A 21,172-nucleotide genomic window follows, 5' to 3' on the forward strand; every position below is an offset into this window, starting at 1 on the left:
GGACTTTAATCCGTTTTTATCTTAAAATAAAATCAACCGGCTTTAGCCAAAACTTAAAGTCAGATAAGATATCTGTTCCGTGTTTTTCCCATATTTCCCTTTTGGCAGATCTATATTTATAAAAAATGAATATATTAGCCCTCTTAAATAAAACAAAAAATACATGAAAAAACAAAGAGTATCGAATGCATTCGTAGCCGCGTCTTGGGTAGCATTGGGAGCAGGAATGATAGGTTTCATTGTAGGTCTTGCCAGAGCTGAAATGCTGTTGAATGAAAAAGGATATTATTTTACCATTCTTTTGTATGGCCTTTTTGCCGTAGTCTCTCTGCAGAAAGCAGTTCGTGACAGATTAGAAAACATCCCGGTTACAGATATCTATTATGGGATCTGTTGGTTTGCAACACTTTCTTCTATTGTATTATTGGCCATCGGACTTTGGAATGCCACTATACTTCCGAGTGAAAAAGGATTTTATGCATTTGCATTTCTCCTCGCTCTTTTCGGAGCTATTTCCGTACAGAAAAATACAAGGGACAATATGGCCCAGGAATAGAATTTAAAATAAAAACATTAGTTAATAGCTGCGGCCTCATCTTCGATGAGGCCGCAGCTTCTAATAAACTTCCAAAAAATATTTATACTTGGCGTATAAATCTCATATATGGTTAAACATTTTACGGTTCTATTTTCTTACAATAATCTTTTCCGTAAGATTAATTCCCAAACCTTCTACCTTTACTACATAAACGCCATCTGCAAGATTTGATATATTCACACCCGATTTTTCGGATAAACTTACTTTATCTTCTTTCACTAACTTTCCGGAAACGTCATATATCTTAACAAATCCTGAGCCTTTAGCATTAGCTTCAATGAAAATTTCATTTTTAGCAGGATTCGGATATATGGACACATTATTCTTTGAGCTCGTTCCATTCTCTGTCAAAGCAGATTTGGCAGCGGTATCACATTCAGCAGGAACCGTGAAGTCTTCTACCTGATCATTAAGATCCGGAGCGGGATGGTCAGCTCCAGACCATTGTCCTTTTAATTTTCCAGGTACTGCATTTACTCCCAAACCTCGTTTAGCGAAAGCTTTCCATATCATACATTTATCAGCCCCTCCGGTTTTTGCCTGATCAGCTGCCAAAATAGCGTTTCTTCCCTGCACAAAAGTAGGATTACACGGCTGCAGTTTCAAAGCATCCATTACCAGCTGTAACACTTTGGATGATCCACTACTTGTATTACTCATGTCATTACTGAAGCCATATTTCTCCACATATTTCCAATGAAGATCCCATAACATCGTAGCCCATACAAATCCTATGGCATGTACATTTGCTTTTGTTATAGGATTTTGAAATGCATCCTCAGTATTATACTTCATTCCATTGGTTTTTCCGTAAGTATAATTATTGATAGAAAAATCGGGTGAGTATTTAGCCGGTCTTATCCCTTTACCCGCTGCTTCCTGTCCTGAAGCAAATGCTCCCACCCCTCTTGAAATGGTTGCATTATCCGTAGGCTTCATAGTAACCATTAAAGCAAAAAAATCAGACCAGCCTTCTCCCATTTGTTCATTATCAGTTTCAGATGACAGACATGATGAACCTGTCCCGGTAAGCCTGTTACTGATCCCATGCGCATACTCATGGGCAATAATCCCGTTATCCAGTGATGCATCCATATGAATAAAAGTAGACGGATCACGTTTTAAGGTAATGTTGACATTAACATTCTGATCAAGCTTGTCTTTAAGAATTACACCATCACCGTTCTGAATAAGAACCGAAGGTACAGTTACTGAAGCATCTGCGGCTCCGAATCCTGCAAAACTCGGAGAAGTTGGTGCATTATACAATACAACCGCTTTCGCTCCTGCTGTCTGCGCATTCTTTATTTTAGTAGTAAAATCGCAGGTTCCTCTTTGCACCAGGGCAATTTTCCCAGAAAGATTAGTATTGGTTAATGCTGTACATCCATCTAGCGGACTGGCAACTTTTAGATCCCCAGTCAGGCCTGTCGCTGACAACTGAGGCCCCAATCCTGTCTCAGCATAACGGGTATTAGGTTTTAATGTAGCTAAATCTGAAGGAGCACTGATGTTAAGTCCGTTGACTACTTTAGGATCCCAAAGAAACATCTGCATTCTTGGAGCCTTTCCTTCTACAGCAGGATTGAAATTGGCATTATTAAAAGAAGGCTTGGAAGCTTCACTTGCGTCACGCGCTTCAGCCAGCACTGCATCATTACCAGATCCACCCTTTCCGAAATTATTAACCTGAAAGTTTCTCGCAGATTCAGTAAAGCCATATTTATAAAAAATATCATGCATCATATTGCTCGCGTAGAACAAATTGGTGACAGCGGCTGAAGTATAAGTAGTATGTCTCTGATTAATATCCAAAGGAAAATCAAAATTTCTCGTACTGCCACCGTTTGCTGTCGTTCCTACCGAATTGGTGCCATTCACGTCAGTATAAGCATATACATTATTACCTCTTGAAATAGTATAAGAAGTAGTGCCATTAGAATGCCAGCCCTGAGGCGAAGCTGTAAGATCCCATGGATTTGAAACTATAGATCTGGCTCCGAATAATGGCGCCTCTACCGGCAATGCAAAAACGTTGTAACTGGCATTGGTCGGAGGTAGCAATACCAAATTTTGTTGTTTGGGCAGCATAGGATATGCTACTGTTTTCTGTCCGTTCTCTGCCTCATCCTGATTTTCGAACATGTCATGATGAAACGTTTCCGAGATCGTCTTATTTTCTACGTGTAAAACCGCTGCAGTATGAGCATCAACAATAACTTCCATCATATTGGAAGTTTCCGCCTCATCAAAAACAAACTGGTACGCCAAATGCATTTGATCTTCCGATAAAAAATAAAACAATTTGGAATGTACCGGCCTTCCCTCCGAATCTTCTTTCCGGTCTGCACCTTCCAATTGATAAATCTCAGGACTTTTCAGCTTTGAGGATTCAGCAAAAGATTGAAATGCCTTCTCAGGGCTCAAGCTCACTTTATTATCAGGCATTCCCGAAATCTTCAACTGATTGGCAAATCCCATAGAAGCATAAGTAATCTTACTATCTTTAATAAGAAGTGTAGATACCTTATTGTACACAGGTACTCCATTAATTTTCTGCTGCACCACTACCACATCCCCTTTAAGGGAAGCAGATGGATCAACATTGAGAATTTCAAAATCTTTCAGCTCATTAGCCATAGATTTTAGACTCATCTCATCATTCAGGTATTTTTTTATCGTTTCCTCATGATTCTGAGCCAGAGACAGGGCAAACCCACAGCTTGCTACTACCGTTAATAATCTTTGTAATTTTTTGTTCATCTTTTTTATATTTTTTTAAATATTAACGAGATAAAGATAAAAAAATATTGAAAAGATTATTGTATTTGCAATAAAAACAATATATTATTGAACAATTAATTAAATTTAACAGTGTAACTCAAGAAAAACACAAAAAAAAATTAAAAAAAATAATCAAATACTGATAAAAAACTAAAATAATAAACAGACTATTTATCGTAATGATTTGGGTGATGATTTTTGATGTCATCTACGGTCCCCAGCACCTTATCTTTCAAAGAATCCTGGTATTTTTGAAGGTTTTCTGCTACTGCGCCATCTGAACTTCCCAGGATCTTTACAGCTAAAATCCCCGCATTAAGTGCTCCGTTTAAAGCAACCGTTGCTACAGGAATTCCGCCCGGCATCTGAAGAATAGACAGTACAGAATCCCAACCGTCAATAGAATTGCTGGATAAAATCGGAACTCCGATCACCGGCAAAGTCGTGCAGCTCGCTACCATTCCGGGAAGGTGTGCCGCTCCTCCGGCTCCTGCGATAATCACTTTCAAACCTCTTTCTTTCGCGGTTTTAGCATAGTCAAACATCCTTTCCGGTGTTCTATGCGCCGAAACTACCGTCAGTTCGTACGGAATATCCAGGCTTTTCAAAAAATTAGCAGCCTGTTCCATGATCGGCAGATCGCTCTGGCTGCCCATAATAATTCCTACCATCTTCAATTTTTATTAGATCTTCAAAGATAAAGAATAAAAGTCTTTTTTTAAAATCACAACTTTATTCATTCCTGAACGCGGACGGCGACACTCCTTTCAGCTTTTTGAAAAAGCGGTTCAGATGGCTTTTGTCTGTAAATCCAAATTCATCGGCTATTTCACTGATGCGCATATCACTGTATTTTAAACGGTTTTCAATAAGGTCCATCTTATATTGGGCGGCATATTCATTTAACGTTTTTCCCGTGTTATTTTTAAAATAACGTCCCACATACGTTTTGGAAATCCCAAACAGACTGCTGATATGTTCTCCGGTCAGTTTTGTAGGATCATAAATATTTCCATGCACATACTGAATGATAGCTGCAGCTTTATGGTCGGTCATTTCATTAACTTCTACGATATCTTCCTTCATCAGGTTCTGTGCAACCCCCGTAAGAACAGCCTGCACCAACAGCTGAATCATTTCACCCCTGTACAGATTCTTACTTTTCATTTCAGTCATCAGGTTTTCCATCAGATTCTTAATCACCTTTTCATTATCCTTCCCTTTGATCACAGGTCCCTGAAAAGTATGATTGGAGAACGTCTGTTCAAGCCGTTTCAGAAAAGTAGCCGTCATATGATGGGTCTGAAGAAATACTTTGTTAAATCTTATAAAAAACAGCTGGGTCTTTGTTTTAAAAGTAAAACGATGTGCATCTTCCGGAACAAGCAGAAACAGATTTCCTTCGCGGTAAGGAAACTCATTCCCGTTAATCTCCTGTATTCCCGTTCCTGAAACAATATAGACAAGTTCAAAAAAACTGACACTGTGTCCGCCTCTGGGACAGACATCCACCGGTTCTTTTAAATCCAGTTCAAATGGTTGATGAATAAAATCTTTTTTCATGACAATATTATACCCTTTTATGATGTAAAAATACAACATTTCAAAACTCCAAAGTACAGAACTTTGTCTGATTAAAAAAAAGAAAATAATGAATTCAGACCTCAACAACAAAACAATGAAAGCACTTATAACAGAAGAGTTCGGAAAACCTTTTGTCATGAAAGATATTGATCAGCCCATACCCAAAGACCACCAGGTTCTCATTAAAATAAAAGCTGCCGGACTGAATCCTTTAGACCTGAAAATAAAAAACGGTCAGGCTGCCCATGCTCAAGTCAATCTACCTGCAGTACCGGGGATTGATATGTCAGGAATCGTTGTAGAAACAGGAAAAAACGTCCGTGATTTTAAAGCAGGTGACGAGGTTTTTGGCATGGTAGGCGGTATCGGTGGACATCAGGGAACTTTGGCAGAATACATTACAGCTGATGCTGACCATATCAGTTTAAAACCAAAAAACATCTCATTTCAGGAAGCTGCTGCAATACCTTTGATTTTTATTACGGCCTGGGAAGCACTTACAGATCAAATCAACATCCAACCAGGTCAGACTGTATTGATTCATGGAGGAAACGGAGGTGTAGGTCACATAGCAATACAAATCGCTGTGGCAAAAGGAGCAAAAGTATATACAACGGTACAACCAGACCATTCAGATCAGATCAGAAAATATGGCGCTGAACCTATTAATTACACTACTTTATCCGTTGATCAGTATGTACAGCATTATACCAACGGATTGGGCTTCGATGCTGTTGTTGACACGGTTGGAGGCAGCGTTTTAGATGATTCTTTTCGTGCTGTAAAACAATATACGGGACATGTCGTAAGTATTCTCGGATGGGGTACACACAGCCTCGCTCCTCTCTCTTTCCGAAATGCAAAATATTCCGGAGTTTTCACCCTCTATCCTCTTTTGTCAGGCGAAAGAAAAAAACACCACGGTGATATTTTAAAAGAAGCAGCCCATCTTCTGGAAACCGGACAAGTAAAGGTTTTACTTCATCCTCAATCCTATTCATTGGACCAGGCAGATGACGCCTATTCATTGCTTGAAAGCGGAAAAGCAACCGGAAAAGTGGTGATCTGTTGTTAAAAGAAAGGAAGAAGGAGGCTGGAAGATGGAAGTTAAGTTTAGCCCTATTTTATTTAATTACTTTATAAAAACTGCAGTTATCAAAAGACCCATAGTAACTTCCAGCCTCCCTCTTCCATCTCCCATCCTATTCCCCATCTGTATCAGCTAAAATCACCCAAACTGTACCCATAAGATTCATTTCAGAACAGGTATATTTGTCTGTTATACGATACATTCACCTTGAAAGATTACAAACTTCTTTTTGCCGTTCTCACCGTTGCCATGGTCTGGGGAACTACATTTTTGGCGATACGCGTTGCCGTGGAAACTATTCCAGCATGGTTTGTAGCGGGAATCCGTCAGTTTTTGGCAGCAATTATAATGCTTGTCGTTCTTCTTTCAAGAAAGGAGTTCAAATGGATAGGCTGGAAAAATTTAGGCTATCAGATTGTTTTCGCTTCTCTGATGTTGATTGTAGCGAATGGAATGACCACAGTAGCTGAGGAAACCGTATCCAGCAGTCTGGCTTCGTTGATCAGTGCCTGTTCTCCAATTCTGGTATTCCTGGGAAGCTTGGCGGTCGGTCTGCAGAAATTCAGTTTCAGAGCACTGGCCGGTGTTCTGCTTTGTTTCAGCGGGATTCTTTTTATTTTCTGGGACGGTATTCAGGATCTTGCCAATCCGGAGTACAGAATGGGAATGATTTTTCTTTTCTGTGCGATTGCAGGATGGGCTTCAGGAACTATTTTCACCAAGAAACTCAATATACAAAGCGGCAATATCACCCTGAATCTTTTTTATCAGTTCCTCTTTGCGGGCGTTGTACAGGTTATTTTCGCCTTTCTTTTTTCAGAAAACTATAACTTCGAAAACTGGTCTTTAAAAAGTATTTCAGCGATGATTTATCTGTCCGTTTTCGGCTCTGTTGCAGCATTTTTTGCGTTCCATTATGCTTTAACCAAAATCTCTCCGGTACAGGTTTCCATACTTGCCTACGTCAATACCATTATTGCCATATTTTTGGGCTGGCTGATTATGGATGAAAAAATTTCCTTTAAATTTATTCTGGCCGCGGTCATGATTATCTGCGGTGTTTTTATTATTAATTATAAACCGGAAATGTTTAGAAGACAGAAAGTGGAATACGAGAAATAAAACTCGGTATATACCGATAATTTTTAACCAAAAAAGACACAAAAGTTTTTTTTAACATTAGTTAATTGAAGCTGACAAAAAACTGCATAAAAGAACACTTAAGCTTTCTAAAAATCCAAGATTTTTTACATGCACAAAGCAGCAGAAAATATCCTCAAACATCTTTGATCTTCTGTGAAATCAGTGGTCAATAAATAATCATCACAAAAGCTTTTAAACAATTTAGTTTGCTTTATATTCCCTATCTTGGTTCCACCAACACTGATCACATGCTAAAACAATTATTTACCATTTCATTACTATTGTCACCACTGTTTTATTTTGCACAGCAGACTGAACTCAGGGAAAATGTAAAACTGAAAAATTTTAATTACGACATCTATCTCCAGAACAAAAAAGATCAGTCGATATCCAAAGAACTGTATGTGATTCCGAATAAAGGGGATACTATCAAGGAAAATGCATTGGTGAAAAATGCCTCCAGTGAAGAAACTCACCGGGGATTTTACAGAATGAATGATACCGAGATTCATTTTATAGTTATCGACCTTAAATCCAATAAGATCAATCAAAAAATATATAGCCCGAACAAAAAAGGAAGTCTTAAACTCATCAAAGAAAACCTTGATCTGAGCGCTTACCCGAACGACCTTCCGCCCAAGTTTAAAGACAACAAGCCTCCGCATCCGGAATTTGAAGGTGGAGAAACCTCGTTGTATCAATGGGTAGAAAAAAATATCTATCCTGTTTTGGATCAGAAATATAAAAAGAAAGACAGTGGAAATGCTGTTATGGTCCTGGATATAGATCCTAAAGGGTCTGCTTCTTTTGTAGAAATCAGAAACCTCAGTGTGACAGAAAATATAAAAACTAAACTTATCGAAATCATTAAAAAATCGCCGGCGTGGAAAACGAAGGTCAATGGTTTTGAGGTGTCCGGAATGGTTTTTATCCCTATTGAATACTAATAATTCCAGTGCAAATTTTTCTGTATTGAAGCCAATATAGACCTTTGGATTTTATATTTTCCGTATTTTTTCTTATATTGTTTACACCAACATCTACAATATGCTAAAAAACACATTTTTCATCCTTTTTGTCGGTTCTTTTCTAATGATCAGCTGTGATTATAAGGAAAAAGAAAAAAGCCTGACAGAAAGAGAAAAGCAATTACTTGAAAAAGAAAAAATATTCGCTAAAAAAGAATCCGAATACCAGGCCCTCATCAAAATGAGAGACAGTATTTTTGCAAAGAAAGATTCTGTAGTGATTGCCGCATGGCCTGCGGATATTTCAGGACCATGGAACGGAAAGGTGATCTGCACGGAATCCAACTGCAGCGATTATGCGGTAGGCGACCAGCGAACCGATACCTGGGAATTTGACAGCGACTCTACCCAACTGGTTACCAAGATCGTTAATAATAACAATCTCGTAAGACTGTACTCTGGAAAGTATGAGAATAATGAAATCAGACTTTCATTCAAAACCGATTCCACCGCTAAAAAAAGTGTAGAGATGAATGTCCTTCTGAATGACATCTCTGCCAATAAAATAAAAGGGACCAGAACCGTGACGGCCGACAATGGCTGTACCGCCAGATTTTCTGTCGAATTAGTACGTTCCACCAAATAAAAACACCTATGATTTTATTGAGTATACATAATCTGAGTTTTCCTATAGAAGATCCGGTATTAAAATTCCTGTTGGTATTGGTCATCATCCTTGCCGCTCCTCTTCTTTTAAACAAAATTAAAGTGCCGCATCTTCTTGGGCTGATCATTGCCGGTGCCGTGATAGGTCCGAACGGATTCAATGTACTGGCCAGAGACAGCAGCATTGTAGTTACGGGAACTACAGGACTTCTCTACATCATGTTTTTGGCCGGATTAGAGATTGATATGGGCGATTTCAAAAAGAATAAATGGAAGAGTCTCACTTTCGGAATTTACACATTCGCTGTACCATTCGTTCTGGGTTATCTTGGAGGGTATTACCTCCTTCATTTTTCCATATTAACGTCTATTCTGTTTGCCAGTCTTTTTTCTTCGCATACCCTCATCGCCTATCCTTTGGTGAGTAAATTGGGCATTGCAAAAAATAAAGCGGTTAACATTACAGTCGGTGGAACAATGATCACTGATATTCTCGCGCTTTTGGTACTTGCCGTAATCGTGGGAATGTCACAAGGCGATGTAGGGACAGAATTCTGGGTTAAACTTTCCGTTTCCTTTATTGTATTTGCCCTCATTGTACTGATCTTATTTCCCATTATCGGAAGGTGGTTCTTCAAAAGGGTGGATGATAAAATTTCACAGTATATTTTTGTCCTGGTGATGATTTATCTGGCCGCTATGCTGGCTGAACTTGCCGGTGTAGAAGCCATTATCGGAGCATTTTTTGCCGGACTGGCTTTAAACAGACTCATTCCGCATACCTCCTCTCTTATGAACCGGGTAGAATTTGTAGGAAATGCGATCTTTATTCCGTTCTTCCTGATCAGTGTAGGAATGCTGATCGATTTTAAGGTTTTCTTTAAAAGCTGGGAAACACTTGAAGTAGCAGGAATTATGCTCGTTGCCTCCATCGGAGGGAAATATATTTCTGCGGTCATGACGCAAAAGACCTTCAGACTTTCCAAAGAGGAAGGAAAACTGATTTTCGGGTTGAGTTCCGCTTCTGCAGCTGCAACATTAGCATCGGTTATGGTAGGATACAACATCATCCTCTCCGAAACTGAAACAGGCGAACCGGTAAGATTATTGAATGAACACGTCCTGAACGGAAGTATTCTGCTGATCCTTATTTCCTGTACGATTTCTTCCTTCATCTCAATGGCAAGTGCCCAAAAGATTGCGGAAAGCGACAATGAAGACACGGTTTCCGGCAACAGCCATGAAGAGGAAAACATCCTGCTGGCCATCAATCACGAGGAAACAGTAGACAGAATGGTGAATCTGGGAATCCTGATCAAGGCCCATTCAAATACGGAAAATCTGTTTGCATTAAATGTCATTAATGAAGATAAAAATGAATCTTCGGTAAAAAATGCGGAAAAGCTTCTTCATCAGGCCGCAGATGCCGCTTCAGCAGCAGATGTGAAGATGCAGACGCTTAAGAGATATGACAACGATGTCATCAACGGGGTTAAAAATGTAATTAAAGAACAGAATATCACCGATCTTATCATCGGACTTGAGGATGAAAAAGGCTTCTCTCCTTCTTTTGTATATAATCTGTACAACGGATATCTGCAGAATGATGATGTGAATGTACTCGTTTATCATGCAGCGCAACCACTTTCCACGATTAAGAAATACGCAGTGATGATCCCTGAAAATGCTCAGAAGGAAGCAGGGTTTTTCCATGCCCTCCTGAGAGTATGGAATGTAGCCAGAAATTCTGGCGCTACAGTCGTTTTTTATGCTCCGGAAAACATTCTGGATATTCTTCAGAAGATCGTGAAAAAGGCCAATATAGAAGCGGAATTCATCATTATGAGTACGTGGCAGGATGGTGAAAAAACCGCTGCAAAACTTAAAGAAGATGAAGCACTCATTGTTCTGATGGCTAAACGGGGTATGCAGTCCTATATTCCAAGGATGAGACTTATTCCTGAATTGCTGAACAGATATCTAAGTGATAACAATTATCTCCTGATCTTCCCGTTCTCAGAATTTGACGAAAACAGCCCGGAAATCCGCTCTGTAGGGAATCATGGTGATTTTATGGAAATCGGAAATGTGATTCAGAAGATTTTTAAGTAGTAAGGAAGTCGAAGCTCGGAAAGGTAATAAAGTTTAAGTGTACAACTTCCAATATACCCATATTAAACTAAAACAACATTGAAAACAAATAAAATAATCCTGCTGGCTGCCATTTTAGGCTTTCAATTTTCATGGGCTCAATTTGCAAAAATCGTTGACAAAGACGGTTATGTGAATTTGAGGAAAGAGGCAGATGGAAAAAGCGATATTGTAGGAAAGATCAATTCGGATGAGATCCTTTATATATTCAGTCCCGAAGATCATAAGAACTGGCTTAATGCTGATTACACCGATAAAAATGGAAAAACCCTATCAGGATACATTCACAGTTCAAGAATTAAATATATAGAATCCTATCAATCGGTTCCCGCAGTTTCTATTAATGAAAATAAAGCGGTTCTTAATTCAAAAAACATCACCGTTACTATTGTATCTGAACCTTTTAATTACAAGGAGAACAAAAAGTACTTTTCAACCACTAACCATAACGGTTATAAAGTAGAGGATCAATTTAAAGGACAGCCAATATGGGGAACGGATGGTACTATTCCGCAGACTCATTACAAATCAATTTCCGTGAAAATGGATGGGAAAACACTTCAGATTCCTCCAAAAGAGATTGAAAATCTTTTTAATATCAATACTGAATCTGCAGCATGTTATTTTGATTCAGAACATGAAACTTTGTACATCAATATGGTGAACTCAGATGGAGCCGGAGGATATGCCGTTCTTTTTACAATAGAAAAAGGAGTTTTTAAAGGAAAAACACTCATTATGCCTTTCTAACAAGAATATCAAAAAAACATCCATGAAAATCAACTCATTACTCATCCCGTTAATTGCTTTCGCTTTAGTTTCCTGCAAAAAGAAAAAAGAAACCGTCACAGCTGAAGTTTCAAAACCCGCAATGGCAGACACTGTTGTAGCAATGCCTCCGGAAGAGCTAAAAATCGATACAGCCACTGGAAATGAATCCGAAAATATAAAAACCGAAGAACCGGGCGCAGAACCTGAAATGATCACTGACGATTTTGCCTTTAATAAATTTCCGTCTGCGAATTATAAGTTCGTCAAAAAAGCAAAGCTTGATTTTTCCAGTGATGAAGGTGCTCACAATTTCAGAACAAGAATCAAGGATGCCTACGAATCGGGTACTCCTAATTTTGCCAGTTATTATATCACCGTTATTTTCGGATGTGGTTCAAGCTGCATTATGGGAATGATGACGGATGTACGTGATGGAAAAATCTACGGACTTCCTCTTGGAGAAGAGACCTCCTGCCTGTTTGCCGATGACAGGGCCATTTTCTATCCGGACAGCAGACTGTTTATTGCCAGCATTTGCAGGGAATCCAATGAGGCTGAGAATGTGTATTACCACGCCTTTGTCTGGAATGAGGAAAAGAAGGTTTTTGAAAAGGTGGAGGAGAAAGATATTAAGTGAATGCTTAGTTTCATAGAGATTGTCCTAAATACAAAAAAATGATTATGGTTGAAAATTTCCAGTATATTGATTCTCTTTTATATTCTATTCTTCCTTTCTCTTTGGGAGCAGCATTTATTGGGCTTATCCTGTCCTTGGTGACAAGGGTTCTAAAAAATGATACCGTAAGAATCATTGGTATCGCTCTCTTTATTCAATGCTTTGCTTTTGTTATTATTCTTATAGTCCTGCAAAGTTTTATAATTAAGGAAATAAGAAGTAATATAAAAGGTATTCTTGCCGATCATGAGACAAAACTTTTTATAAATAGCGATGATTTTGGATCAATACCTCCGAAAAAATTAAAAAAAGAACTTTTAAAACTGACTGACATTTCTACAAATCACAGCCATCCTGAGAATATTAAAACTATTCAGGTTACTGCTACTTCAGGAGATTTTAATCTTTTCATTGGTAAAGATTCAAATGATCCCAAAGAATTTTGGATTTTTACAGATAAATATGGTCTTGATATGGAGACAGAAATTGGAAAGATTAAAACATCACGTATTAAACTGGAAAATCCAATGAAGAGTATGAAAAAACGATGACAAAACCACATAAAAAAGAGCTGCAATCATCATTACAGCTCTTTTATATTTATTTTAAGTCTAATTCTTATTCAGCAATCACTCTTACCATACTTTTCACCTTCACCAGTTTTTCCATCAATTCTTCTCTGGAATCAGCCAGTACATTGATGTGACCCATTTTTCGTCCCGGTTTGGTTTCTGTTTTCCCGTATAAATGAATGTAGGTTTCAGGTAGTTTAAGTACCTCTTCCATTCCCTCATATAGTACTTTTCCGGCATATCCTTCTGCACCTACCAAATTCAACATTCCACTATAGGTAATTGCATCTGTATCGGCTAACGGTAGATTTTTTACTACACGATACATTTGCTCAAACTGTGAATTGGTATTCCCTTCCTGACTCTGGTGACCCGAATTGTGTAATCTTGGAGCAGTTTCATTCACCCATATTTTTCCTTCTTTATCCAAAAACAATTCAATAGCAAAAAGTCCTGGAGAATTGACAGCATTAAGAAATTTCTCTGTAATTAAGTCAATTTGTCGTTGAGTGTCTTCAGTAAGAAGAACGGGGCAAACATTGAAGTCCAAAAGATTGAGTTTTGGGTCTGCAACCATTTCTGTCACTGGAAAGATATTTGTTTCACCGTTTTCATTTCTGGCAACGATAACGGAAAGTTCCTTATCGATATCCACAAGACTTTCGATCACAGAAGCTTCTTTCCATAAATCCTGATAATCTTCTTCTGTTTTGATCACCTGAACCCCTTTTCCGTCATAACCACCTGTATTCATTTTCTGTACAAACGGCAGCGGCATCATGATCTTTTCATTACTGTTCCACACCACCTGAAATTCAGGGCTCGGAATATCATAGGTTTTGTAGAATTCTTTCTGAAGGATCTTCTGCTGAATGGTTTTGATGATAGCTGCATTCGGAACTACCTTTACACCTTGTTTTTCAAGTTCGGCCAAAGCATCTGCATTCACGTGTTCTATTTCGATGGTCACCACATCCTTATCTTTCCCGAAATTCAGTACCGTTTCAAAATCATTGAAATTTCCCTGGGTAAAGTGGGAGATATTGTTGCATGGCGCATCAGATGCGGGATCTAGCGTATAAAATTCGTCGTCGTATTTCAGTGCGCTTTGTATCAGCATTCTTCCCAGCTGTCCGCCTCCTAAAATTCCTATTTTCATTCTTACTTTTATTTTTTCTATTAGATTTTCTTAATGGAAAGCTTTATTGAATCTTATCGATTTTCAAATATCCCAGTCCCATCGGGTTTTCCTGATTTTCCGCATCAGATTTTGTCAGGATAATGGAATATTTTTCTTTCATTTTTTCAGGCAGGATATCATTGACATTAAAAATATCGTCAATATCGACTCCGTGCTTGTCATCGACATGGCTTACAGCACCTTCAAAACCCATCGTTGCATAAAACTCTGTCGCTTTTGCCCTTTTGATGATCTCGCCCATCGATTGTCCAACCATCAGATGCTGCTCGTGAAATTCTTCAAAAAAACCTCTCTTGTATCCTCCCAAATTAAGAAAGTACAGTTGATTTTCGGAGGGCTGATCTGTCTTTTCCACGATCTTCACCTCATATCCGTCTGCGAATTTCACTTCCTGATGACAGTCTAAATGGATCTTTCCTTCGGCTTCTTTCCAGAAATCCTTCATATCGGGAACGAGATCTTTAAGATTTTCTGCAATCCCGAAAAACACGTCATGCTGCTCGATATTCCTGCCCTTGGGCGTTGCACCGAGAATGATATAAAATAATTTCATTTCACTTTTCATGCCTACAAAAATACGTCAAATTTATCTTTTTTAAACGTTTGGCAGAGTACGGCAATAGTTTTATATTTGTACCATGTCAGAAATCATCATTCTGTTCCTCGGCGCGGTTTCAGCCGGTCTTTTAGGTTCACTTACGGGTTTGGGAGGAGGAGTTATCATTATTCCTTTATTGACGCTGGGTTTCGGCGTTCCTATGCATTATGCAATCGGTGCTTCTTTAATTTCTGTGATCGGCACTTCCTCCGGTGCGGCGGTAGCTTTCGTCAAAGAAGGTTTTACCAATATGCGGATCGGAATGTTTCTGGAGATCGGAACTACGGCAGGTGCTATTATGGGAGCTCTGGTTTCCGGAATGCTTAATCCGAATACCATCGGGATCATCTTTGCCAGTATTCTTTTACTGACTGTGATTTTAAATCTTAAAGGAAAACCGGACCATCAGGAACCTTTAATCAAAGGAAGTCTTGAAGAAAAACTGAAACTTTACGGAACTTTTCCTGACAAAGGGGTTTTAAAAAGTTATTCTGCCAGAAATACCGTTCCAGGATTTTTAATGATGATGTTTGCCGGTGCGATGTCCGGACTTTTAGGAATTGGTTCCGGTGCGCTAAAGGTATTGGCCATGGACAATATGATGAAGCTGCCCTTCAAAGTTTCTACAACGACGAGTAACTTTATGATTGGTGTAACGGCTGTAGCCAGTGCCCTGATCTATTTCCAGAGAGGTGAGATCATTCCTGTGATCGTAGCTCCGGTACTGATCGGTGTGGTGGTAGGAAGTTTCATCGGTTCAAAAACTTTAATGGTTTCGAAAACAAAGAAATTAAAAGTATTTTTTGCCATTGTAATCACGATTCTGTCAGTCTATATGATGTATAACGGTATCAATAAAAGTTTCAGATAATGAAAAAGAATTTTACAGATGTAGATCTGAACCGTTCGGTAGGAAATCTTTTGAGACTGGGAGTTATTTTGTCTGTGGTGACATCCCTGGTAGGCTTTATCAAACTCTTCGTGGAAGGCTTTAAAATGCCTAAAAAATACACCAGTCTTGATATGGGTTCCTCTTCTGAAAAAGTATGGGGAATGTTCTGGAATTCTTTATGCAAAGGAGAAGGAATGGCTATTATTCAATTGGGAATTTTACTGTTGATCTTTACGCCTCTGGTAAGGATTATCTTCGCTCTGATCGGGTATTTAAAAGAAAAAGACTACGTGTATGTAGTCATTTCCTCTATTGTTCTCGTGATTATGGCGATCAGCTTTTTTACAGGCTACGCTCACTAATTTTTACATTTCATAAAATTCCAGCGGAAGTTGGTCCGGATCCTGGGTAAAGAAAAACGCTTTTCCGGTGTATTCGTCTATGCGGATGTCTTCACAGATAAGACCTTTGGCTATGAGTTCATCTCTTTTAGTCCCAACATTTTCTACGGAAAATGCCAGATGCCTTAAACCACAAGATTCAGGCCGCGAAGGTCTTTCCGGCGGATTGGGGAATGAAAAAAGCTCGATGACATAGTAGTCTCCGATAGCCAGGTCAAGTTTGTACGATTTTCTTTCTTCACGGTATACTTCACGGATGATGTTAAGCCCTATAACTTCAGTGTAAAATTTCTTTGAAACTTCATAATCTGAACATATAATGGCAATATGATGGATTTTCATTTTATTTTTAAATATTTCTTGTATATTTTCCAATGCTGACATTAAAATCGAGCTATTTTATTTCTCTGCAGTTTTCTTTTCTTCTGGTATCGATGATGTACTGAATTTTCCAGTCGTTCTGCTGTTTTACCAACTGAAAGCTGTTTGCTCCGCAGTGTGAAAATTTTCCTTTAAAATAGAAAGAATATGGGGTAAACACACTCGCGAGTCCCCCGTCTGTATGAACCGCATCAATGGTTATTTTTTCATCCAGATCGTCTTTTGAAAACTTGGAAACAGAAGCAATAAACTCCTGTACGTTTTCATTTTTTACGCTTCCGTCTTTAGCGATGGTCTGTAAAATAGCATTTTCCGCAAAAGCAGATTTCAGCAGTTCCGGGTTAGCATTTTTCATGCCCAGAAAAAGATTACGGATCGGTTTTTCAATATCCTGATTCTGCTGTCCGAAACAGAATGTACAGAAGAGTAAAGCTACTGCAGTAAGTTTATTCATAGGGGTATCAATTAATCTGATTCAATAAAATTAGGAAAAAATCCTGTAAATCATTAAAATTAACAAAGTTTAAAAAGTGAATTGACCTCCATTATCTGGAAATAGATTATTTTTATCGGTTTATTTGACGTTATGTGGGGAATTTATTTGTTTTTAATTGCATTACTGGTTTTGTTAACGCTACTGCCTAAAATTCAAAATGCGCATTGGATTTTCAGGGTTCCGGAATTTGGTAAGATCCAGATTACGTATATCGTTGTGATTACGTTTATTATAGGTTTTCTGATTGATCATCCTCAAAATTTCTGGTACGGACAGGGACTTTTACTGTTACTGTTTGTGCATCATGGTGTCACATTGGTAAAATACACACCGCTTTATCCTGTTAAAAAACATCAACAACGTCATCAGTCTTCTAAAAAGCTGCATTTTATTTCCGCTAATGTGTACCAGTTTAATAAGGAATACAACCGGTTTATTCAACTTATTGAAAAACATAAACCGGAGGTCTTTATGACGATGGAAAGCAATGGCGACTGGGAAAAAGCAATGACCGTTCTTGAAAAAGATTATCCGTTTCATCATAAGGTAACTCTTGAAAATACGTATGGAATGCATTTCTATTCTAAGCTTGAGATTAAAAATGCAAAGACTCATTATTTTGTAGCTGATGATATTCCGAGCATTGAAGTCCACCTGAAGACGGAAGACGGCTTTTCATTTGTATTTTTCGGAGTACATCCGCCACCGCCAAGCCCTACGGAAGAGGAAACTTCAAAAGAAAGAGACGGTGATTTATTAAGTGCTGCGAAACGGGTTAAAGATATCAAAGAACCGGTGATTGTTGTAGGAGATTTTAATAATGTCGCATGGTCAAAATCATCCATATTATTCAGAAAAACCAGTCATCTGATCGATCCGAGGATCGGGCGTTCCTTTGTCTCTACCTTTCACGCCAAATACCTTCTGCTGAGATTTCCGATCGATTTAATGTTTCACAGCGAAGATATTTTCATCAAAGAACTTAAAACCTTAGAAAACTTCGGATCAGATCATCTTCCGGTGTACTGTGAATTTTTCATTGATCATCACAACGATGAACAGGAAGACGAAGTAGAGGAAGCTACTTCTGAAGAAAAAGAAGAGGCGGAAGAAATGATACAGGAAGGAAAGGAAGAGGATGGAGACCGTGATGCCGTGGTAAAAGAGGGATAAAATTTAATTTACAATAACATACAACGCTATGATCGCAATTTTTCAAATTAAACCTGAAAACATTCTCGTTCGCAACGGCGTTTCACTCAGCAAAAGAGCGATCAACCTTAACTAAAAAATATAAAAAAGCCGTTCCATCATTGACGAAACGGCTTTTTTTATTGTTGGATTATTCTTAGAATAACTCTTTTCTGATGATATTCTGGCTTCTTTCAGGGCCTACAGAAACTAAGTATACATTGATTCCAAGGTATTTCTCGATGAACTCGATGTATTTCTGAGCCGTGTCAGGTAGTTCGTCGTAGCTTCTTACTTTGGTAAGATCTTCGTTCCAACCTGGCAGGTCTTGGTAGATCGGCTCGTAGTTGTACAATTTCTCAGTTGAAGAAGTGAAATAATCGATGATTTTTCCGTCTTCTGTTTTATAATGTGTTACGATCTTTAAGTTTTCGATTCCTGTAAGAACGTCTAATTTAGTAATAACAAGATTATTGATCCCGTTGATCATACAAGCATGCTTTAAAGAAACAAGGTCTAACCAGCCTGTTCTTCTTGGTCTACCGGTTGTAGCTCCAAATTCACCACCGATCTGTCTGATCTTTTCTCCCAATTCATTATCAAGCTCAGATGGGAAAGGTCCGTTTCCTACTCTTGTACAGTATGCTTTTGCCACCCCGATAAGGTTTTGAAGCGATGTTGGCGGAACTCCCGCTCCTGTACAAACTCCTCCTGTAGACGGAGAAGATGAAGTTACGTACGGATATGTTCCGAAGTCGATATCAAGCATCAATGCCTGAGCTCCTTCAAAAAGAACGTTTTTACCGTCTCTGATGGCTTCGTTCAGTTCAACTTCTGTATCTACGATTCTGTCCTGAAGCTGTTTTCCTATCTCTAAAAATTCGTTATAAATTTCTTCAACGTCTAAAGTCGGTTTCCCGTAATATTTTTCGAAAAGAGAGTTTTTAACCTTAAGGTTTTTCTCAATTTTGTCTCTTAAAATTTCAGGGTTTAAAAGGTCTACCATTCTGATCCCGATTCTTGCGATCTTATCTTCATAACATGGCCCGATTCCTTTCTTAGTGGTTCCGATTTGCGTTCCTCCGTGTTCTTCTTCACGGTAAGTATCCAAAAGAATGTGGTAAGGCATGATCACATGCGCTCTTCTGCTGATAAAAATGTGGTCAGTTCTCAAGCCTTTGCTTTCAATCTGGCCAACCTCTCTAATGAAAGATTTTGGGTTTACCACTACTCCGTTCGCAATGATACACTTCCCTTTGCACTGTAGAACTCCTGAAGGGAGAAGGTGCAAAACAAATTTCTCTTCACCTACATAAACCGTGTGACCAGCGTTGTCTCCACCCTGGAAACGAACTACATAATCCGATTTAGCTGATAAAACATCCGTGATTTTTCCTTTACCTTCATCTCCATATTGAAGACCTACAACTACGTAAGTTGACATATTTTTCTTTTATTTTAGATTCATGCAAAATTACTTTTTAAAAATAGGGTGGGCAAATTATGGGGGGATTTTATTTTGGGTGGGGTGGAAAATGTAAGATTTGACTACAAAATTTATGTATATTAAAGCCACTGTTATTAAATAATAAAAACGAAATCGGTGTCGTATAAATTTTTGAAATAAAAATTTGTTTACTTTTGTTTTGTGGAAAGAATTGGTCAAGTAGAAATAAAAGTTTCTGGAAAAATTGGAAACGTAGATATAAACCCTGATAACTTTGATATCAGGGAAATAGTTTCTATTTTAGAAAATGTTGATGATTTGTTATATTCAGGAGATAAAAAAAATAGACCTTTAATTTCTTATGACATTCAGGAAGGTTCTGTCAAAAATATTTTTAAAACAGGAATACAGTACATCGTCAGTTTTAATGCTGTTCTTGGTTTAATCTCTCAAACTAATACAATTGATTATCTTGATTTAGGAACCGCTAAAGCTATTGAAAATCTTCAAGAATTAGCAAAGAAAAAAGATTTTGCATTTTATATTAAAACTTCACTTGAAGACTCTAATAATATTAGAATTGATAAATTTTCTGACTTTAAAAGAACAGAAGCAATTTGGGCAGAAGCAGAGTTTTATTTTTATGGAAGAATTACAAATGCAGGTGGTAAAGATAAAGCGAATATACATTTATTAACAGATGAATACGGCACAGTTAGAATACAAACTCCTATTTCATTTTTAGAACAACAAGAAGAAAACATACTGTACAAATCCTTAGGAATAAGAGCTAAAGGTAATCAACATACTGAAAACGGAGAAATCGACTTTACAAATTTAGAGTTTATTGAATTAATTGATTATAATCCCATTTTTGACGAAAACTATTTGAAAAAATTAAGAGATAAAGCAAAACAATCTTGGCTTTCAAGTATTAATCCTGATGAATGGTTAAGACAAATAAGAGGAAGCTATGAAAATTAATGGCGTTTTATTAGATACAAGTTTCTTTATTAGATTTTTAAATGATACTGATCCATTATTTAAAAATGCTTTAGAATATTATAAATATTTCTTAAGCAAAGAAATAAAAATGTTTATTTCAACAATTTCAATTGCTGAATATTGCGTGGGAGGTTCAATAACAGAACTTCCTCTAAGAAACTTAGCAATTCTTCCCTTTAACTTAAATCATGCTATAAAAACTGGAGAAATAGCTAAAATTGTTTTTACAAAAAAAGGAAAGCTAAAGCTTACAGAGAGAAATATAATACCAAACGATTCTAAACTATTTTCGCAAGCTGATGTTGAGAAAAATATAATATACTACCTATCTTCCGATGCAGAGAGCATTAAAATTTACACGCTTCTTCAAGATAACGGACAAAAACCTGAATTTAACTTCATAAACTTAAATATACCTCCAAATGAATATTTTGGATATTTAGATTTATAGCTTTTGGGATTAATAAATTTGATAATATACTCAACTCGATACTATCTAAGAGTTTAAGAAAATAATAATAAGCTTCTCTGTAATTTTTAATCAAGTATCACTAATT

At 37.8% G+C, this 21,172-nt stretch carries 22 protein-coding genes; 14 read left to right on the forward strand and 8 right to left on the reverse strand.

All coding sequences use genetic code 11. The annotated features are described in order from the left end of the window. Positions 1–163: 163 nt before the first annotated feature. Positions 164–556 (forward strand): inner membrane protein YiaA, encoded by a 393-nt coding sequence (gene yiaA, locus LC419_RS02380; RefSeq protein ID WP_034728978.1) that lies wholly within the window; start codon positions 164–166, stop codon positions 554–556. 129 nt (positions 557–685) lie between these two features. On the opposite strand, the gene LC419_RS02385 is transcribed toward yiaA, so the two are convergent. The 3 genes from LC419_RS02385 to LC419_RS02395 form a co-directional block, all read right to left on the reverse strand. Beyond that, entirely contained in the window at positions 686–3,361 is a 2,676-nt protein-coding gene (locus LC419_RS02385; protein WP_223605847.1) for a T9SS-dependent M36 family metallopeptidase, read from the reverse strand. A gap of 188 nt (positions 3,362–3,549) precedes the next feature. Beyond that, entirely contained in the window at positions 3,550–4,053 is a 504-nt protein-coding gene (gene purE, locus LC419_RS02390) for a 5-(carboxyamino)imidazole ribonucleotide mutase (protein WP_223605848.1), read from the reverse strand. Positions 4,054–4,114: 61 nt separating this feature from the next. Continuing rightward, on the reverse strand, positions 4,115–4,945 hold the full coding sequence (locus LC419_RS02395; RefSeq protein ID WP_223605849.1) for an AraC family transcriptional regulator: 831 nt from the start codon (positions 4,943–4,945) through the stop codon (positions 4,115–4,117). Positions 4,946–5,060: 115 nt separating this feature from the next. Between LC419_RS02395 and LC419_RS02400 the strand changes: the two genes are divergently transcribed. The 8 genes from LC419_RS02400 to LC419_RS02435 all read left to right on the forward strand — a co-directional run bounded on the left by LC419_RS02400 (position 5,061) and on the right by LC419_RS02435 (position 12,982). Beyond that, complete coding sequence (locus LC419_RS02400; protein ID WP_223605850.1) at positions 5,061–6,041, forward strand: zinc-dependent alcohol dehydrogenase family protein; 981 nt, start codon at positions 5,061–5,063, stop codon at positions 6,039–6,041. A gap of 222 nt (positions 6,042–6,263) precedes the next feature. After that, positions 6,264–7,178 (forward strand): DMT family transporter, encoded by a 915-nt coding sequence (locus LC419_RS02405; RefSeq protein ID WP_223605851.1) that lies wholly within the window; start codon positions 6,264–6,266, stop codon positions 7,176–7,178. Positions 7,179–7,447: 269 nt separating this feature from the next. Then, on the forward strand, positions 7,448–8,146 hold the full coding sequence (locus LC419_RS02410; RefSeq protein ID WP_223605852.1) for a hypothetical protein: 699 nt from the start codon (positions 7,448–7,450) through the stop codon (positions 8,144–8,146). Between the two features lie 100 nt (positions 8,147–8,246). Beyond that, entirely contained in the window at positions 8,247–8,813 is a 567-nt protein-coding gene (locus LC419_RS02415; RefSeq protein WP_223605853.1) for a hypothetical protein, read from the forward strand. Between the two features lie 8 nt (positions 8,814–8,821). Next, positions 8,822–10,945, forward strand: a complete 2,124-nt coding sequence (locus LC419_RS02420) for a cation:proton antiporter (protein ID WP_223605854.1) — start codon at positions 8,822–8,824, stop codon at positions 10,943–10,945. A 78-nt stretch (positions 10,946–11,023) separates the two neighbouring features. Next, complete coding sequence (locus tag LC419_RS02425; RefSeq protein WP_223605855.1) at positions 11,024–11,734, forward strand: hypothetical protein; 711 nt, start codon at positions 11,024–11,026, stop codon at positions 11,732–11,734. A 22-nt stretch (positions 11,735–11,756) separates the two neighbouring features. Continuing rightward, entirely contained in the window at positions 11,757–12,392 is a 636-nt protein-coding gene (locus tag LC419_RS02430) for a hypothetical protein (RefSeq protein ID WP_223605856.1), read from the forward strand. A gap of 44 nt (positions 12,393–12,436) precedes the next feature. Continuing rightward, positions 12,437–12,982 (forward strand): hypothetical protein, encoded by a 546-nt coding sequence (locus LC419_RS02435; protein ID WP_223605857.1) that lies wholly within the window; start codon positions 12,437–12,439, stop codon positions 12,980–12,982. 67 nt (positions 12,983–13,049) lie between these two features. Here LC419_RS02435 and LC419_RS02440 read toward each other — a convergent pair whose 3' ends face one another. Further along, entirely contained in the window at positions 13,050–14,162 is a 1,113-nt protein-coding gene (locus LC419_RS02440) for a 5-(carboxyamino)imidazole ribonucleotide synthase (RefSeq protein WP_223605858.1), read from the reverse strand. A gap of 43 nt (positions 14,163–14,205) precedes the next feature. Beyond that, positions 14,206–14,757, reverse strand: a complete 552-nt coding sequence (locus LC419_RS02445; protein WP_223605859.1) for a DUF1543 domain-containing protein — start codon at positions 14,755–14,757, stop codon at positions 14,206–14,208. Positions 14,758–14,842: 85 nt separating this feature from the next. On the opposite strand from LC419_RS02445, the gene LC419_RS02450 reads away from it, so the two are divergent. Both LC419_RS02450 and LC419_RS02455 read left to right on the forward strand, forming a co-directional pair. Beyond that, positions 14,843–15,673, forward strand: coding sequence for a sulfite exporter TauE/SafE family protein (locus LC419_RS02450; RefSeq protein WP_062648753.1), 831 nt, complete (start codon positions 14,843–14,845; stop codon positions 15,671–15,673). Further along, positions 15,673–16,056: a DUF1634 domain-containing protein gene (locus LC419_RS02455; RefSeq protein ID WP_223605860.1), complete on the forward strand. Its 384-nt coding sequence runs from the start codon at positions 15,673–15,675 to the stop codon at positions 16,054–16,056. Before LC419_RS02450 ends, LC419_RS02455 begins: the two co-directional genes overlap by 1 nt. 3 nt (positions 16,057–16,059) lie before the next feature. Here LC419_RS02455 and LC419_RS02460 read toward each other — a convergent pair whose 3' ends face one another. Then, positions 16,060–16,437 (reverse strand): VOC family protein, encoded by a 378-nt coding sequence (locus LC419_RS02460; RefSeq protein ID WP_223605861.1) that lies wholly within the window; start codon positions 16,435–16,437, stop codon positions 16,060–16,062. Positions 16,438–16,489: 52 nt separating this feature from the next. Further along, positions 16,490–16,930 (reverse strand): nuclear transport factor 2 family protein, encoded by a 441-nt coding sequence (locus LC419_RS02465; RefSeq protein ID WP_223605862.1) that lies wholly within the window; start codon positions 16,928–16,930, stop codon positions 16,490–16,492. Between the two features lie 171 nt (positions 16,931–17,101). Here LC419_RS02465 and LC419_RS02470 point away from each other — a divergent pair, with 171 nt between their 5' ends. Next, entirely contained in the window at positions 17,102–18,145 is a 1,044-nt protein-coding gene (locus LC419_RS02470) for an endonuclease/exonuclease/phosphatase family protein (RefSeq protein WP_223605863.1), read from the forward strand. A 175-nt stretch (positions 18,146–18,320) separates the two neighbouring features. Here LC419_RS02470 and LC419_RS02475 read toward each other — a convergent pair whose 3' ends face one another. After that, entirely contained in the window at positions 18,321–19,607 is a 1,287-nt protein-coding gene (locus LC419_RS02475) for an adenylosuccinate synthase (protein WP_223605864.1), read from the reverse strand. Between the two features lie 204 nt (positions 19,608–19,811). Between LC419_RS02475 and LC419_RS02480 the strand changes: the two genes are divergently transcribed. Both LC419_RS02480 and LC419_RS02485 read left to right on the forward strand, forming a co-directional pair. Next, a complete protein-coding gene (locus LC419_RS02480) occupies positions 19,812–20,594 on the forward strand; it encodes a hypothetical protein (RefSeq protein ID WP_223605865.1) in 783 nt (260 codons plus the stop codon). Beyond that, positions 20,584–21,066 (forward strand): hypothetical protein, encoded by a 483-nt coding sequence (locus LC419_RS02485; RefSeq protein ID WP_223605866.1) that lies wholly within the window; start codon positions 20,584–20,586, stop codon positions 21,064–21,066. Before LC419_RS02480 ends, LC419_RS02485 begins: the two co-directional genes overlap by 11 nt. Positions 21,067–21,172 lie beyond the last annotated feature (106 nt).

The sequence above is a fragment of the Chryseobacterium sp. OSA05B genome (assembly GCF_019970065.1).
In the GTDB taxonomy this organism is placed as follows: Bacteria; Bacteroidota; Bacteroidia; order Flavobacteriales; family Weeksellaceae; genus Chryseobacterium.

Coding starts and splice junctions, on each gene's coding strand:
- yiaA (WP_034728978.1), top strand. CDS start 164: ATGAAAAAACAAAGAGTATCGAATGCATTCGTAGCCGCGTCTTGGGTA.
- LC419_RS02385 (WP_223605847.1), bottom strand. CDS start 3,361: ATGAACAAAAAATTACAAAGATTATTAACGGTAGTAGCAAGCTGTGGG.
- purE (WP_223605848.1), bottom strand. CDS start 4,053: ATGGTAGGAATTATTATGGGCAGCCAGAGCGATCTGCCGATCATGGAA.
- LC419_RS02395 (WP_223605849.1), bottom strand. CDS start 4,945: ATGAAAAAAGATTTTATTCATCAACCATTTGAACTGGATTTAAAAGAA.
- LC419_RS02400 (WP_223605850.1), top strand. CDS start 5,061: ATGAAAGCACTTATAACAGAAGAGTTCGGAAAACCTTTTGTCATGAAA.
- LC419_RS02410 (WP_223605852.1), top strand. CDS start 7,448: ATGCTAAAACAATTATTTACCATTTCATTACTATTGTCACCACTGTTT.
- LC419_RS02415 (WP_223605853.1), top strand. CDS start 8,247: ATGCTAAAAAACACATTTTTCATCCTTTTTGTCGGTTCTTTTCTAATG.
- LC419_RS02420 (WP_223605854.1), top strand. CDS start 8,822: ATGATTTTATTGAGTATACATAATCTGAGTTTTCCTATAGAAGATCCG.
- LC419_RS02430 (WP_223605856.1), top strand. CDS start 11,757: ATGAAAATCAACTCATTACTCATCCCGTTAATTGCTTTCGCTTTAGTT.
- LC419_RS02435 (WP_223605857.1), top strand. CDS start 12,437: ATGGTTGAAAATTTCCAGTATATTGATTCTCTTTTATATTCTATTCTT.
- LC419_RS02440 (WP_223605858.1), bottom strand. CDS start 14,162: ATGAAAATAGGAATTTTAGGAGGCGGACAGCTGGGAAGAATGCTGATA.
- LC419_RS02445 (WP_223605859.1), bottom strand. CDS start 14,757: ATGAAATTATTTTATATCATTCTCGGTGCAACGCCCAAGGGCAGGAAT.
- LC419_RS02450 (WP_062648753.1), top strand. CDS start 14,843: ATGTCAGAAATCATCATTCTGTTCCTCGGCGCGGTTTCAGCCGGTCTT.
- LC419_RS02455 (WP_223605860.1), top strand. CDS start 15,673: ATGAAAAAGAATTTTACAGATGTAGATCTGAACCGTTCGGTAGGAAAT.
- LC419_RS02460 (WP_223605861.1), bottom strand. CDS start 16,437: ATGAAAATCCATCATATTGCCATTATATGTTCAGATTATGAAGTTTCA.
- LC419_RS02465 (WP_223605862.1), bottom strand. CDS start 16,930: ATGAATAAACTTACTGCAGTAGCTTTACTCTTCTGTACATTCTGTTTC.
- LC419_RS02475 (WP_223605864.1), bottom strand. CDS start 19,607: ATGTCAACTTACGTAGTTGTAGGTCTTCAATATGGAGATGAAGGTAAA.
- LC419_RS02485 (WP_223605866.1), top strand. CDS start 20,584: ATGAAAATTAATGGCGTTTTATTAGATACAAGTTTCTTTATTAGATTT.